Origin of the sequence: Brevibacillus jepli (assembly GCF_047229145.1) — a bacterium.
GTDB lineage: Bacteria > Bacillota > Bacilli > Brevibacillales > Brevibacillaceae > Brevibacillus.
In genome coordinates, this window is record NZ_JBFEFW010000047.1 from 1 (window position 1) to 14609 (window position 14609).

At 42.9% G+C, this 14609-nt stretch carries 20 protein-coding genes; 6 read left to right on the forward strand and 14 right to left on the reverse strand.

Going from position 1 to position 14609, the window contains the following annotated elements; all coding sequences use genetic code 11:
- Positions 1 to 56: 56 nt before the first annotated feature.
- From AB1L17_RS29560 to ychF, 3 genes are all read right to left on the reverse strand, one after another.
- Positions 57 to 134 (reverse strand): single-stranded DNA-binding protein, encoded by a 78-nt coding sequence (locus AB1L17_RS29560; RefSeq protein ID WP_411504621.1) that lies wholly within the window; start codon positions 132 to 134, stop codon positions 57 to 59.
- A gap of 29 nt (positions 135 to 163) precedes the next feature.
- Positions 164 to 451, reverse strand: a complete 288-nt coding sequence (gene rpsF, locus AB1L17_RS29565; protein WP_007720183.1) for a 30S ribosomal protein S6 — start codon at positions 449 to 451, stop codon at positions 164 to 166.
- Between the two features lie 143 nt (positions 452 to 594).
- Positions 595 to 1695 (reverse strand): redox-regulated ATPase YchF, encoded by a 1101-nt coding sequence (gene ychF / locus AB1L17_RS29570; RefSeq protein WP_412848488.1) that lies wholly within the window; start codon positions 1693 to 1695, stop codon positions 595 to 597.
- Between the two features lie 468 nt (positions 1696 to 2163).
- Here ychF and AB1L17_RS29575 point away from each other — a divergent pair, with 468 nt between their 5' ends.
- Positions 2164 to 3021: a stalk domain-containing protein gene (locus tag AB1L17_RS29575; RefSeq protein ID WP_412848487.1), complete on the forward strand. Its 858-nt coding sequence runs from the start codon at positions 2164 to 2166 to the stop codon at positions 3019 to 3021.
- A 70-nt stretch (positions 3022 to 3091) separates the two neighbouring features.
- Here the strand turns inward: AB1L17_RS29575 and AB1L17_RS29580 are convergent, their stop codons facing one another.
- From AB1L17_RS29580 to AB1L17_RS29590, 3 genes are all read right to left on the reverse strand, one after another.
- Positions 3092 to 3319, reverse strand: a complete 228-nt coding sequence (locus AB1L17_RS29580) for a hypothetical protein (protein WP_412848491.1) — start codon at positions 3317 to 3319, stop codon at positions 3092 to 3094.
- Entirely contained in the window at positions 3262 to 3594 is a 333-nt protein-coding gene (locus tag AB1L17_RS29585) for an RNA polymerase sigma factor (protein ID WP_412848897.1), read from the reverse strand. The genes AB1L17_RS29580 and AB1L17_RS29585 overlap by 58 nt, the downstream gene beginning before the upstream one ends.
- Before the next feature lie 319 nt (positions 3595 to 3913).
- Positions 3914 to 4639: a hypothetical protein gene (locus AB1L17_RS29590; RefSeq protein WP_412848486.1), complete on the reverse strand. Its 726-nt coding sequence runs from the start codon at positions 4637 to 4639 to the stop codon at positions 3914 to 3916.
- A 79-nt stretch (positions 4640 to 4718) separates the two neighbouring features.
- Between AB1L17_RS29590 and AB1L17_RS29595 the strand changes: the two genes are divergently transcribed.
- Positions 4719 to 5438, forward strand: coding sequence for a hypothetical protein (locus tag AB1L17_RS29595; protein ID WP_412848485.1), 720 nt, complete (start codon positions 4719 to 4721; stop codon positions 5436 to 5438).
- Positions 5439 to 5455: 17 nt separating this feature from the next.
- Here AB1L17_RS29595 and AB1L17_RS29600 read toward each other — a convergent pair whose 3' ends face one another.
- The gene (locus tag AB1L17_RS29600; protein WP_412848484.1) at positions 5456 to 5701 is read right to left on the reverse strand and encodes a helix-turn-helix domain-containing protein; all 246 of its coding nucleotides are present in this window, start codon (positions 5699 to 5701) and stop codon (positions 5456 to 5458) included.
- Position 5702: 1 nt separating this feature from the next.
- On the reverse strand, positions 5703 to 6233 hold the full coding sequence (locus AB1L17_RS29605) for a sigma-70 family RNA polymerase sigma factor (protein ID WP_412848483.1): 531 nt from the start codon (positions 6231 to 6233) through the stop codon (positions 5703 to 5705).
- A 189-nt stretch (positions 6234 to 6422) separates the two neighbouring features.
- On the opposite strand from AB1L17_RS29605, the gene AB1L17_RS29610 reads away from it, so the two are divergent.
- Complete coding sequence (locus tag AB1L17_RS29610; protein ID WP_412848482.1) at positions 6423 to 6950, forward strand: recombinase zinc ribbon domain-containing protein; 528 nt, start codon at positions 6423 to 6425, stop codon at positions 6948 to 6950.
- Between the two features lie 208 nt (positions 6951 to 7158).
- Positions 7159 to 7782: an NAD(P)-dependent oxidoreductase gene (locus AB1L17_RS29615; protein WP_412848481.1), complete on the forward strand. Its 624-nt coding sequence runs from the start codon at positions 7159 to 7161 to the stop codon at positions 7780 to 7782.
- A gap of 70 nt (positions 7783 to 7852) precedes the next feature.
- On the opposite strand, the gene pepF is transcribed toward AB1L17_RS29615, so the two are convergent.
- Positions 7853 to 9763 (reverse strand): oligoendopeptidase F, encoded by a 1911-nt coding sequence (pepF, locus tag AB1L17_RS29620; protein ID WP_412848480.1) that lies wholly within the window; start codon positions 9761 to 9763, stop codon positions 7853 to 7855.
- 358 nt (positions 9764 to 10121) lie between these two features.
- On the opposite strand from pepF, the gene AB1L17_RS29625 reads away from it, so the two are divergent.
- Positions 10122 to 10208, forward strand: a complete 87-nt coding sequence (locus tag AB1L17_RS29625; protein WP_017246824.1) for a YjcZ family sporulation protein — start codon at positions 10122 to 10124, stop codon at positions 10206 to 10208.
- A gap of 219 nt (positions 10209 to 10427) precedes the next feature.
- On the opposite strand, the gene AB1L17_RS29630 is transcribed toward AB1L17_RS29625, so the two are convergent.
- From AB1L17_RS29630 to AB1L17_RS29645, 4 genes are all read right to left on the reverse strand, one after another.
- Positions 10428 to 11207, reverse strand: coding sequence for an Ig-like domain-containing protein (locus AB1L17_RS29630; RefSeq protein ID WP_412848479.1), 780 nt, complete (start codon positions 11205 to 11207; stop codon positions 10428 to 10430).
- Positions 11208 to 11319: 112 nt separating this feature from the next.
- Positions 11320 to 11529: a DUF951 domain-containing protein gene (locus AB1L17_RS29635; protein ID WP_007720174.1), complete on the reverse strand. Its 210-nt coding sequence runs from the start codon at positions 11527 to 11529 to the stop codon at positions 11320 to 11322.
- Between the two features lie 15 nt (positions 11530 to 11544).
- Positions 11545 to 12420: a mechanosensitive ion channel family protein gene (locus tag AB1L17_RS29640; protein WP_412848478.1), complete on the reverse strand. Its 876-nt coding sequence runs from the start codon at positions 12418 to 12420 to the stop codon at positions 11545 to 11547.
- Positions 12417 to 12698 (reverse strand): putative Se/S carrier protein, encoded by a 282-nt coding sequence (locus AB1L17_RS29645; RefSeq protein WP_412848477.1) that lies wholly within the window; start codon positions 12696 to 12698, stop codon positions 12417 to 12419. The genes AB1L17_RS29640 and AB1L17_RS29645 overlap by 4 nt, the downstream gene beginning before the upstream one ends.
- 226 nt (positions 12699 to 12924) lie before the next feature.
- Between AB1L17_RS29645 and yyaC the strand changes: the two genes are divergently transcribed.
- The gene (yyaC, locus tag AB1L17_RS29650) at positions 12925 to 13530 is read left to right on the forward strand and encodes a spore protease YyaC (RefSeq protein ID WP_412848476.1); all 606 of its coding nucleotides are present in this window, start codon (positions 12925 to 12927) and stop codon (positions 13528 to 13530) included.
- A 92-nt stretch (positions 13531 to 13622) separates the two neighbouring features.
- On the opposite strand, the gene AB1L17_RS29655 is transcribed toward yyaC, so the two are convergent.
- Positions 13623 to 14522 carry a diacylglycerol/lipid kinase family protein gene (locus tag AB1L17_RS29655; protein ID WP_412848490.1) on the reverse strand — a complete coding sequence of 300 codons (900 nt, stop codon included), beginning with the start codon at positions 14520 to 14522 and terminating at the stop codon, positions 13623 to 13625.
- Positions 14523 to 14609: the final 87 nt, after the last annotated feature.

Sequence of the window (14609 nt, forward strand, 5' to 3'; positions counted from 1 at the left end):
TATTAGGGTGCACCTAGATACCGTCAAAGTCCGTCGCTTTTCCCTACAGTTGTAGGTTAGGCGAAACGTGGCGCACGCGTGTAGCGAAGTTCAGGATCTTTCGTCAGGTTGCCGATGAGAATGACTTTATTCATCTTGGTTCCCCCTCTGATCGCGACAATGATTACTTCTCATCACGAACAAACATAAAGCGGATTACGTCGTCATTGATTTTCATCAGACGCTCAGCTTCCGCAACAGCATCGGAGTTCGCTTTGAAGTTCATCAAAACGTAGTAACCTTCACGGAACTTGTTGATCTCGTACGCAAGACGACGTTTACCCATTTCTTGAAGCTTAGAGATTTCGCCACCATAGTTAGTTACAACATCGCTGTAACGAGCTACATTGGATTTTACTTTCTCTTCTTCAAGGTCTGGACGCAATACATACATTACTTCGTATTGGCGCATACCTTTTCACCTCCTTATGGACTTTAGCGGCCCTGTTCGGGCAAGGAGCGAGTGCTAAAACGAAACGCACAAATCATGCACTCCATAAATACTCGCATTATCGTATTATAGCAAACCGCCTATTTGGAATCAAGAAATTCGTATTAAACATTGAAGCGGAAATGCATAACATCTCCATCTGCCACTACGTACTCTTTCCCTTCAAGACGGTACTTCCCACGTTCTCTGGCTACCGCAACGGAACCAGCATCTACCAAATGATCATAAGCAATCACTTCTGCACGAATGAATCCACGCTCGAAATCGGTATGAATCACGCCTGCCGCTCCTGGAGCCTTTGTACCCTGACGGATGGTCCAAGCGCGAACTTCTTGTACACCTGCAGTAAAATACGTTACTAATCCCAACAGTTTGTAAGCAGCACGAATCAAGCGATCGAGACCAGACTCAGAAAGACCTAGCTCTTCCAGGAACATTTCTTTGTCTTCGCCTTCGAGCTCAGCGATTTCTGCTTCAACCTTGGCGCTGATCACAACCACTTCTGCACCCTCACTCGCTGCATGCTCACGAACTGTCTGCACATGCGGGTTGCTGTCTGCATCGTTAATACCGTCTTCTGCTACGTTGCACACGTACAGCATTGGCTTGATTGTCAGAAGATGCAAATCGCGAATCCATTTGCGCTCTTCGTCATCGAGTTCAACACTGCGAGCAGATTGACCCTCTTCAAATGCTGCCTTCAATTTCTCCAGCACGTCCAGCTCTTGCTTGGATTCCTTGTCGCCGGATTTTACTTTGCGTGCAATGCGATCGATACGACGATCAACAGAATCCAGGTCAGCAAAAATCAGCTCCAGGTTGATTGTCTCGATATCGCTCAAAGGATCGACACGGCCTGCTACGTGTGTGATGTTCTCATCTTCAAAGCAGCGCACCACATGCGCAATCGCGTCCACTTCACGGATGTGTCCAAGAAACTGGTTGCCAAGGCCTTCGCCTCTGCTCGCGCCTTTTACCAAGCCTGCAATGTCCACGAATTCAAATGCTGTCGGTACTACCTTATTAGGAACGACGATCTGTGTCAGCTTTTCCAGACGCTCGTCTGGCACCTCCACAATACCTACGTTCGGGTCAATCGTACAGAACGGATAGTTCGCCGATTCAGCGCCAGCTTGTGTAATGGCATTAAACAATGTCGATTTCCCTACGTTTGGAAGACCGACAATCCCGCAAGAAGCACCCATCTATATACACCTCGTTCATTTAATATCCAACTCAAATAGTCTATCACATTCTGTCATTACGTCCAATCAGCCATTAACTTGGAAGCAATGATATGAATTAATATAGTAAACGTCCCGTCTCCTAAAATAAAGTCGGGTTAAATAAGTTATCACACGCTCTTCGGTCATTTAAGCTTACTGCGCTTTAGTTTGGAGTTCTACATACTTAGCAAGATTCCTCGTAATTGGTTAATCCATTTAGGTTACGCATACAAGTCAATTTGTTTGAGCATTTCCTTTTTTTCATTATCATGAGTCGATAGATATAGGTAGTAAATACCTTTATTAACAGTAAGTGGATTCCTGATGTTGATACGAGGTACAATAAATTAAATGCACCTTTAACAGAGAGCGGAGGGCAACTAGATTGGACTAATGCTACGTACCATGTTCAATGGGGAGTCGAGCAGAGAAATGAGGAGGAGTAAAATGTTACCTAAAAAGATCAGGTTTTTTATTACTTTATCGCTTTTGCCAATAATTTTCTTTGGTTTTTGGATTAATGATAGTTATGCCGTACAACAAAAAATATCTATTTATCTTAATGGTGAACAAAAGACTGGTTGGGATCCCCAATTCATTAATGGGCGTGTCTATGTGCCAGTAAAGTTAATTGCGGACTCTTTAGGTTCTAAAGTAAGTTGGGATAATAACAAAAAGGTAGTTGATATTAACTCTGATATCAAAATGATTGCTTCCATTCCAGAAGAAGAAATTTACTTATATGCTTTAAATAATGATAAAGATACAAACATGTATAAGGATTTAATTGTAAGCATCAATGGGGTTAAAAAAGTTTTTGATTGGGAAACCATTGCAATGATTACAGATTTACCCGAATTGTTTTATTTAGATTTAAATAATGATCAAAAAAAAGAATTGGCTATTCTTTTAAGTAAAGGTCATGGGACAGGTTTTTCTAGCGAAACCATTCATATTGTAAATCCTGAGAACTTTACTGAGTATCCTATAGAAAATCCTTTAGATATAATAAAAAACCATGTTACAACTAAAATAATATCTGATACTGAAGTGGAAATAAAAATAGGTGAAACGATTTCAAATATCAAGTTAGAGAATATCCCTTTTAAAGAGTCCAAACTTCTTCCCGATAAAATTTCTGAAATCAGTTATGAAAATTTCATTTACTATGGGATCTCAGATAATACAATAACGGCCACTGTTGGTGTGGAAGGTGATTATTTGAAATATATTGAGTATATAACGATTGAATATTATTTTAAAGATGGCAAATACAAAATGAAGAATATAAGCAACAGTTTTTGACCGGTCATCGTCGCTTTCACCTATCTAGGTAAAAAACAGGGACAAAACGGAACAGCTTTTCTAAAAAATTTTAAAAAAGATTTTCAACCCCTGATTTTCTCAATAAACTGCGTCGTAATTTCTTGAATTCCCTCTTCTTTCGTAGCTTGAGAAAACCAGCTAGGGAGTCAATTTCAGGTTGCATTTCCTCCAAGACTTTGAGTAGCGCCTCGTTATCACCATTTTTTGCTTGCTCAGCTATTAGACTGAATGCGTGGTTAGATAATTGTGCAGTTTCTTCAGGCTCCGATTTTTGCATTGATTCACTCCTCTTTCTCCCATGTGTAGGTCTTCTCCGACTTCTCTTGCTGTGAAGCCTTCCAATACGATCTTGCGAATGACGTGCCTTTCCTTTTCATTAGGGAGTTGCAGTAATAGCTCTTCAACAAAAAGGTTATCGTCGCTTCCGATCGTACTCTGCTGCCTGCCAAAGTCGTCCAGGATCGGGCATTCATTACGCAGCCTCTTTCTCTCTCGATTGTTCAGGTTCCAAGCTATACGCCGCGGTATTTGTCTACACTCCTCTTTCGTCAATCACTCACCTGCTTTCCACTTAATTAATGTCAAACAAGAGCGTACGTTCGTTTTTCAAACAAAAAAATAGACGTACCAGATTCACACTGGCACGCCTCAACCCCCAATATTAATCACCACTTCACTTAATGTCTATATTTTTCCAGTAAACTCGCCATGTCTTGATTATATGTTCGCCCTGCGTTCGATATTAAACATTCCTAATAGTCAGGAGGTACATCGATCCGTAAGTAATTCCAAAATGTTAACATGTAACATATCCCATCTTAGCTACGTCTATCTTTTGTATGAAAAAAACCAGGGAGTATCCCCTGGTTTTTTAGAATTCATCGTCATACGAGAGCCCATAATCATCCACGTCATACTGTTTACCATGCACTTTGCCTCTTCCGTTTTTAATAGCTCGTCGACGGTCTTTCTCATCACCTGATCTGACATAATCAAGAAGAACACATAGACGGTCTTCATCAGGCAATCGGTCTCCGTTACCATTGCTTCGATATTCACGTTCCAAGTCATCAATCTCTCGTGCGATTTTTGAGTGAGAACCATTGAAACGCCAAGATTGTACTGCATGATCAAAAAGAAATGCTAATCCTTGTGTGCTAATGATGCCAAATTGTTCAGCCAATGATTCAGCCCGATCGAAGTATTGTTCCGCATGCTTTAACTGCAGTTCTTGCATGCTTGCTTCTTCGCCCAATTTTTGAAATGGTTTTTTCCACTCAGTAACGATATCAGCTCCACTCTTAGTACTGATACTATCTCCCCAGGTGATTTGCTTTGATTTCGAATAATCAAAAACAACTTTTTTCAGTGTAGCTGCTTTACTGCTACCAAAAATGTCTTTAAAATCTGCTTCGTTTTTATTGATGTAATCTTTAAGTAATGGAGCTAACGTACCTTGTCCAAAGTTAAATTGGATGATCCCGAAAGAAATGCCTTGATCATCAAAATTTCCAGAAACGCTTGAGTAACCATCATTACCCTCAAAAAAACCGGTGCTTTCAAGAAGATTTAATTTCACAGATTTAGAAATCGCCATGCTAATTCCTCCTTTAATGTGTATTCAATAATATAAAGAGGAATTTTTTGAGTCTTTTACAACCAAGGAGATGATTAAAATGAAAAAAATTTTATCCTGCGGTTTAATAGCTATTTTGGGATTCAGTTTAATCGGTTGCTCTTCCATTAAACAGGTAAATGTTAATTCCGAAGACTCAGACGGTAACCAAAGTCAAAATCGTGAGGAACTGATTATTTCAAACGAAAATATGACAATCGCCATTCCAATCGAACAAATTCCTACTATACATACATATTTAGAAGATTACCCTTCCAATTCATCTGAACGAAAAACTGAAATAGATCGCATGGTCGTTAATCCACTTCCTAACCCCAATGCAACTTATGCGGTCATAGGCTACGGTTGTGGAATAAAGTTATGTAACAATGTTTTTGTGAAATATAAAAATGATCAGGTCACATCTATTCCCCTCCCAGAATCAAGCTTTTTTCAGGAGGCACTAATTACAGTCGATAACAAATATTTAGCTATAAAATTGGGAGAAAATGAAGGATCAACTGTAAGCAGAAGTAGTTTAGTGATAATTGACACTGTCGAATTTAAGAACGCGGAGCTTCAAAATAATAGCGAAATAATCAACAAGCTGATTAACGGAAATTTCACCGTACCGATTCACGATCTGCAATGGGAAAATGATACTACGCTAAAGTTCACCATTCCTGATATTCAAGATTATTCGTTTGAAACTCTGGAACAATGGAATCAGGAAGAAAGTGAAAGTAAAACCAAAGAAGTTAAAATCACTGTGGCTAAATGACAATGAAAGAGGCATTCCTACCCTGGAAGCCTCTTCTTTTCATGTAGTAGTTTTATAAAATCCAATCGTGGTGCTTTTCTAAAGTTATACTTCAATACGGCTTCAATAATTTTCAATGATATTTCTTGCCGGATATCTTCCTTTTCCTCTCTATTTACCAATCTCAGAGTCCTCTTTATTTTTGGTTCGAACATTCGAACAATTTCATGCACAGCGTACGCTTCGTTGTTTTGTGCTCGTTTAACAAGGGTTACCAAAGTCATACTATCCTTCCAATGCCAATTGATCTCTGAGCTTTTCTAATGCTCTTTTCTTTGCCTTAGAAACGGCCTGCTGGCTAATACCCAGCAGATTCGCTGCTCCCGATTCTCGGAGATTTTTCAAATAAAGCAGAGTGATGACTTTTTGTTCTTTTTCTGTAAGCTGGTGAATGGCATCCAGCACACGTTTGTCCGATAAAACATCTTTCCACTCTCCCATATCATCCTGATCACTGTCGTTTACTGTACTCATCACTCCATCTGCTACTTTTTCCATATCATCCATCGGTTTACATACGTTCCCTAGCTTCCTGTTCCGCACAGCCAATTCGATAGCTGTATAGTGAATGATAGAGGAAATATACTTGGTCAATCGAAGCTCGGCATAAAATTCCTGAAATCTACGGTGTAGTTCATCGATGCCTTGCGTATCGTCCGGCGAAGCAAGCACTCGTTGGTATAGTTGTTGATTGTCTACTTGAGCTAGAAATGCATCCAGCAACTTCTGATTAGCTACGTCTGTAAGTTTGATCACAAAATGCCTCCTCATCAGCAAGATCATACGTTCGTATTTCAGATAAAAAAATAGACGTGCCATATTCACACTGGCACGTCCCGATCACTGTTTCCATTTTACCAAACAACCAAATTTGCTCACTCAATATTCCTGTAATGTAAAGTTTTGTAAATAAATGTAACATTATATACTCTCACCATACAATTTATGCCATTCAAAAGATTTTTCAATCACGAAAAGTATCGCCAGCAGAGAGGTAAAAGCTACATTTACTATTACTTTCGTTATGTATGTAATACATACATGAAAAAAGGTGGTTGCTTCTTCCATCATCTTCACCGTGATGATTTAGAATCTACAATCATCAACGAAATTAAGAAGATCACAACAGCTGATGCCAGCGATTTAGAAATATCTGCTGTTAAAACACACTCCGAAAAGCGTACTGATAAAGATTCAATTCATGCTCGTCTTCGAAAATTGGATTTAAAGGCACAAAGACAGATTGAGGCGTACGAGGATGAACTGATTACTGCACACGATCTTAAAAAAGCAAGGGAGCGAATTGAGAAAGATAGACAACTATTGCTCGAGCAGCTAAAGAAAATGGAGAATGCAAACAGTGGAATTATTGTGCAGAAGAAAGCAAAGAGCTTAATTGATGATGTATTGTCCCTCGATCGCTTAAAATCAAAAAATGCGATTCGTCAAAATTCATCATGTAGACATTTCTAATGCTTCTGATATCGTGATTACTTGGCATGATGCACCCATCTATATACACTGGTTTTCAGATTACAATTCTCCTTGTGGAAGCTTTATTTCCTTGACTCCTTCTGTGCTCATCATAGCTTCAGCTGGTGGGACAAAAAAAGAAATGCTAGACTAGACAAACAGAATCTGTTTGCTTCGGTAAAAGAAAGGTAACGAGGTGACTGCAAAGATGAAGCTCTTACTTCTCGGGGCCACTGGTCGCGTAGGGAGCCACATACTCGACCATGCGTTAAAAGATGGCCATGAAATAATCGTTCTCGTTCGCTCAGCAGACAAACTACGTGATCGATCTGCTGAAAATCTGCGCGTCCTGACCGGAAACGTTCTCGATCAAATGGATGTAGCATCAGCCATGCGTGGAGTTGACTCGGTCATTAGCGCGCTTGGTACAGATAAAGCGACGACGCTATCTGAGGGAACTCCCTATATAATTGAAGCGATGAAGCAAGAAGGCGTTTCACGAATTATTACGGTGGGCACTGCTGGCATCCTGCAAAGCAGAGTGTCTCCTGACCTGCTCCGCTATCAATCCAGTGAGTCCAGACAAAAATTGACGCGTGCTGCCGAAGAACACCACAAGGCATATACGCTCTTGGAGCATTCTGGGCTGGATTGGACCATTGTTTGCCCAACGTATTTGCCCGATGGCGAGTATACAGGCACGTACCGGGTCGAAGCCCACCTGTTGCCTGTAGATGGTATGCAAATTTCCGTGCCTGATACGGCAGCTTTTACGTATCAGCAGCTTTCTACTTCGGAATATGTGCGTGCGCGTGTCGGTATTGCCTATTGATCGGTATGTAAAAACTAACAGGCCCCCTATCCTTAATGGAAGGGAGCCTATTTTGCTTCTATTCGTTTCTTTACTTCTCGTTAACCAGCTTCTCCAGCTCATTCAATGTCTCTTCAAAAATCTCCATCGCTTGCTCGATTGGCTGGGACGTGGACATGTCCACACCTGCTGCTTTTAACACCTCGATAGGAGGAGCAGAGTTACCCGCTTCGAGGAAGTTTTTGCGGATCCGATCCACTGCTGGCTGGCCTTCATCCATGATTTGCTTCGCCAATGCTTGCGCAGCGGCAAAGCTCGTGGAGTATTGATAGACGTAGTATTTATAGTTGTAGAAATGGCTCACACGTGCCCATTCCATACCGATTTCCTCATCGGAAACCATGTCTTTTCCGTAGTACTTTTTGTTAATGTCGAGGTAAATCTTCTTAATCGCTTCCGCATTGAGGGATTCCCCAGCTTGCTCCTTCTCGTGAATCGCTCTCTCAAACTCCGCGAACTGCGTCTGACGGAACAGCGTGGAACGGAAGTTTTCCAGATAGTGATTCAAGAGATACATCTTCTCTTCTTTCGTCTTCGCCTTCGCGTACATGCTCTTGAACAGCAATGTTTCATTCATGGTAGAAGCCACTTCTGCTGTGAAGATTGGATAGTTGGACGAAATGTAAGGCTGGTTTTTGTTTGTGTAATACGATTGCATAGCGTGTCCCATCTCATGGGCGATCGTATACACATCATCGAGTGTTCCTTGGTGATTCAACAGTACATAAGGATGTGTATCGTATGCACCCCATTGGTAAGCACCCGTGCGCTTGTCATCGGTCGAATATACATCTACCCAGCCGCCATCCAGACCTTCCGACATCGCCTTCACATAGTCATCACCCATTGCCTGCAACCCATCAACGACGATTTTCTTTCCTTCGTCGAAGGAAATATATTTGTCATCAGAAGGAACGATCGGCACGTAAATGTCGTACATGTGCAATTCCTTCACGCCTAGCATTTTCTTTTTCAAGGAAATGTAGCGATGCAGCAATGGCAGATTGTCATTCACCGTGTCAATCAGCTCATCATACACCTTCGTCGGTACGTTGTTCGGTGTCAGGCTTGCTTCCAGCGCTGAATCGTAATTACGTACAGCCGCGTAAAAGTTATCGCCCTTCACTTTGGCAGCCAACGTTGATGCAAACGAGTCTTGGAAATTGATCAATGCGCTATAGTACGCCTTGAACGCTTCTCTGCGCACATTTTGATTCTTGCTCTCTAGATAAGAAATGAAATTGGCACGATTCAACTGGACTTCCTTGCCTGTTTCATCTTTGATTTTCGGGAACTTCACGTCTTTGGACAGCATTCCATAAATATTGGTAGGTGCACCGCCTAACGGAGACGATTTCGCCAAGAGCTGCTCCATATCCGCGGAGAGTGAATACGGCTTCGTTCTCAGCATGTCTTCGATAAACAGCTTGTAAGGTGCCAGCTCCTTTTCGGCTAGCATGCTTTTTATTTTGTCATCGGGAATTGCGACGATTTCAGGTTGTACCCACGAGGTTTTTTCCGAGACAAGCGTGTACATTTTCTCAGCGCGGTCTCCCAGCTTTTGCAGATCAGGATTGGCAGAGTTTACGTCGAGAGACATGTTTGCGTACACATAAGCCTTGTCATTTAAGCGCATCAATGCCACGTAGTCGTCGAATGCCGCTAGCATCGCAGCAGATGATGTACCCAGTTTACCCTGATGCTTCGTGAAAGCGTTTGCTAAAGATTCAACCTTAGCAACATCCTTTTCCCATTCCTGAACAGTCGGATAAATATGATCCAGCTTCCACTTGTAGGCATCTGGAATCTCAGCGCGAGTTTGATAAGAAGGTTTCTCAGCAGCAAGAGCTACCGCCTGTGTGCTGTACGGAATGAATGGTACGGATACTGTCGATAATGCAATGGCTAAAGCCGTAACTGATGCAAATACTTGCTTCTTCAAATCTCAATCGCCCCTTTTCTTCTTTATTATCTTTGCCAAATTCTTGTTAGTGTAATTATATTTTCACCTGCCAAATTCCTTCTTACTAATAAAAATATTTCAAATATTCAATAACAACCGTCAATTTATCCAGAGAAAATCCCCTTTTGTGGATAAGTCTGTGGATAAATATTTGGCTGCGACTTTCTTTTCCCCAAACCCTCCGAAGACACTCCTTCTTCCCGTAAAAAGTTGTCCACATTTTCTGTGGATATGCTGTGAATAACTTATTTTCCTTGGAACCAGGGCATCTGCCTATACCTCGTTGTGGATTGCTACATAGCATGAGTATTGAAACTACGGTAGGAGGTGTTAGCAAGTGGGTATCTTTAACGGCTTCGACGACTTCGCGCTGATCTTGGTTCTGTTCATCCTTCTCGTTATCGTAGGTTGCGACTGCGACTAACCTACTCCGCTGCCATCCAGCCTATCTGAAGGTAAGCCTTGCATCCTCAGCAGCCTTACCTTCTCCAATTCCACATAGATCATAGGCCAGGCCATGCAGCCTAGGGATAATGATCAGTCATAACCTAAGTGCCATCACCGGGAGATACATTTGATCGTACAAAAGGAAAAAGGATGCGCCTATTTTGGCTGCATCCTTTTTTTTACCCACATAGTTGGATTATTTAGACCCGGTCTGAAAAGTTATCCACTGCGCTTGATTGTGATTACCTGCTGTGTCCTTTACTAAACCCGCAATGAAACTCACCTGGTATCTCGTATGCGGCTGCCATTTCCCTTTTGCCTTCACGGACAGCATCCGCTTGCTTTTGTTCCACGTAATCGTATGTGGAACAGAAGCACCTTTTTCATCTGTGACACGTACTAACGGCGCGGCTGTTTTGCTGGAGAGAATCCCTCCATCAACCAAAGCAATCTCTTCGGAAAACTGGAGTGTTACTTTATCCTGGAGCTTTACATTTTTGGCTCCGTGACCAGGCAGTATGACTGCTTGAGGAGAAATGTTATCCACAGGTTTTTTCGTATGAAACGTGCTGGTCAGCTCCGGATTCAAAATACCTCGTTGATCCTTCACTTTCTTTGCCAACAAGCTTACTCGATACGACGCTCCCGCTTCCAGATTTCCTACCGGATCAATCGTCATGCTCCCATTTGTTTTGTTCCATTTTGCCGTAAAAGGAACCTTCTTTTTCTTCGCATCTGTGAGCGAAATCATCGAGAGACCTGACTTGTCAGAGAGCTCTTGACCATTTTTTAACGTAACAGGCCCCGAAAATGTCAGTGTAATGATTTGATCCGGGTCAATCTCCGCCGATTTGTCAGCTGGTGATATTTTTACTCCCCAATCGTTAGCCGACCTTGCCCACGCTGCCTGTGATGAAACCAGGAATAGCGCTAGCACCAATACCCATTGCAACCACCTAACACCCATCTTTTTCATCGAATCCCTCCCGTCTGCAACGACAAAGGTCGCCTTCTGATACGTATTGGCGTACCTTACCGTTTACAGGCATTGTAGAAAAAGACAGATGGGTTGATCAAAGAAATATAAGCTATGCTTGCGGCTCTTCCTCCGCGCGAATCAATATCTTTTTCAGCTTGCGTTCAAATTCTAGTCGACCAATCATCACACTATGATCACAACCCGTACATTTGATTCGCACATCCATGCCCATGCGTATGACCTTCCACGCATTCGTGCCACATGGATGTGGCTTTTTCATCTGTACAACATCCCCCAGCCCAAATTGCTTCCGTTCCATTTCTCTTTCTCCTCTCTACGCTGTTCCCTTTCCAGACACCGCGACTATTTTGGGATACGGAATTTGAATACCACGATTGGTTAATTCCGTTCTGATCTTCGCACGCAGATTTCGATTGACCCCGTGATGTGTGTTCGGCTTGCACTCTGCCGTAACCCGAATAATGACTTCAGAAGGTCCCAGTGCATGTACACCCAAAATCTGTGGTTCAGCCACGATATCCGTTAATTCCGTTTGAGCCGATGCCAATACTTCCTTGAGCACAGCCTCAACTTGGCTCAGATCTTCTTCATACGCGACAGACACGTCTACGACAGCTAACGTATTTTGCAAAGAAAAATTGGTCACCTGATTAATCGTGCCGTTTGGAAAGATGTGTACCTCACCCGTCCAGCTCCGCACCTTTGTAATGCGCAGACCAATCTCCTGTACCGTCCCTGTCAAATTGTTGATCGTTACGACATCTCCGACTGCAAACTGGTCCTCAAAGATAATGAAGAATCCCGTAATAATATCACGTACGAGACTCTGTGCACCAAAACCAACTGCAAGACCGAGTACCCCTGCACTTACCAAAACAGGTCGCAAATCGATGCCCAATAACTGCAGGATCATGAGAATCGCCAAAAAGTAAATGCTGTACTGAACGATATTGTTGACGAGCACCCGCATCGTGTCCACTCGGCGTTGATCCATTTGAATCTTGCTTCCATGGCGGTGCTGGAATACTTTATTGACTCCTGATTGGACAACAGAAACGACGACTCGCGATAACAGGATGATCGCTGCGATCTTCAGTACAATCATCCCTATATTTACCCACATATCTGCATCCGTGACATAGGCGTATACTTGAGCATAAATTTTCTCAAAAAAACTTGGTTGATTCATTCCTCGCGCTCCTTTTGCTCCCCGTTTTCGTCGACCTCCCGATATAGGCCAAAAAATTGACGGAAGTATCCTCGTATTACCACTTGTTGTTCGTCCATGATCTCTTTTGCTCGTGAGTAATCCGGCAGTGGGAACTCAATGGAAAGGGCACAGCCAGCCGTTATTTCTTTTGGTGTCGGTCTTGTATCGATCTCAATGTCTTCGTACTCTAGCAGCATTTCTGCACGCAAGGCTTGCTGTGTGGAATCAAACGCGATCAGTACTGTCTCTCCTCCCATTTCACTCCCCCTTCATCTTATCAGCAAAATGCCACGGGCTTCTCTTATTTTACCCGGTTGCTTACATGCTTGCCAGCCTCGCTGATTTTTCAAAACCTACGTAACTTTCCCATTAGCAGGTATAAAAATGTCATAACGGTACGATACTGTGAATACTCTTTTATAACCTTTTACAGGTTGTTCAACAACGCACTTTTTGGCCAAGTCCGCAAGAGTGGGGGTATCCATGAGTACATCCGATAATCGCAAGGATTATTCTTTGCCACCTTTTAAAGTGGAATACCGCAGTGAAAACGCAGACGAGCATCTCGCCGGTCACCTTGCGCAGCGCTTTCGCTTAAATCGGTTCGATGACGACATTGTCATTGTATGTATTGGGACAGACCGTTCTACTGGTGATGCGCTAGGCCCGTTAGTGGGAACCAAGCTCATCGCTTTGTCACCTCGTTCCTTGCAAGTGTACGGAACACTGGAAGACCCTGTTCACGCCATGAATCTAAAAGAAAAATTAGACTTCATTCACGAGAACCATCCAACATCTACGCTTATAGCCGTGGATGCCTGTTTAGGACAATTTAGCCACGTAGGAAACATCAATGTGATTAACGGTCCATTAAAACCAGGAGCTGGTGTAAAAAAAGAGCTCCCTCCTGTTGGTTCCTTTCACATTACTGGTATTGTCAACGTTGGAGGATTCATGGAGTATTTTGTTCTTCAAAATACCCGCCTCTCGATCGTCATGAACATGGCAGATATAATAGCTTCCGGACTGGCAAAAGCCGTAACGCTGGCTTCTACGCCAAGTCGATTCGATAGTGTTCTATATGATTGACCGTTTCTCTTTGCAAAAGGTTCCATCCCTCTGTAGAAAACTTGAGTTTGGATCTGTTCTCTCCCTACGCGGATGGCAGGTCTATTTTTTTTTTACACACATATGGTCAGACACTTTTCTATCATTTGTACACGGATCGGCGTTGTCGCTACGAGTTCTCCGTCTGCATGAACTGGCACACGTCCTTCAGCTTGTATCGTTACCTCTTTGCCCCTATAAAAAAGGACACCAGGGTGATTCGCGTGAGCCCCTGTAAATATTTTCGGAAATGCTGCTAACAAACCGAGTCGACTCACACCTCTAACGACACAAATCTCCGCAATGCCATCATTCGGCACAGCATCTGGACAGATCAGCATTCCGCCACCGTAATTCGGAATGTTGGCAGCGACCACAAGCCATACACCCTGCAAATGAACCTCCTGACCATCAACGTACAGTACAATGTCACACGGCTGATACGTACATACGACGCGAATCACCGATAAAATATAGGCCAACGCTCCTAGCTTGTACCGATTCAACCAAGCTTTGTACACCGCTCGATCTGTTACTTGTGCTACCTGTGCATCGAAGCCGGCCCCGACCGAATTTACCGCTACTTTTCCATTCAACAAGATCAGATCAATTTGCTTTTCCTCTTTTCCCGACAGAATCCGATCTAATGCCTGCAACGGTTCCATCGGAATTCCATGTCCGCGAGCAAAGTCATTCCCGGAACCAGCCGGTATGAGTCCAAAACGACAGTCTTGCTTCGATTCGTATATTCCGTTTATCACTCCTCGGACAGTTCCGTCCCCTCCGACAGCAATGATTTTATTTACTCCCTCTTTTTGAATCAGCTCTTTTGATAATTTTTCAGCGTCCCCCTCTCCTGATGTCAACCTGATCTGAAAAGGCGATCCTAGACGTCGTAGATTCGGCTCCATTTGCCTCCATACTTTTAATCCTGTGCCATTGCCCGATACAGGATTGACGATTACACCCAACATAGTAATTCGCTCCCCAACATACTGCTTTCGTACTGCTCCGTCCCACTCATCCTTATCCGTTACCCAATAAAGTTTTGGTATCATTAT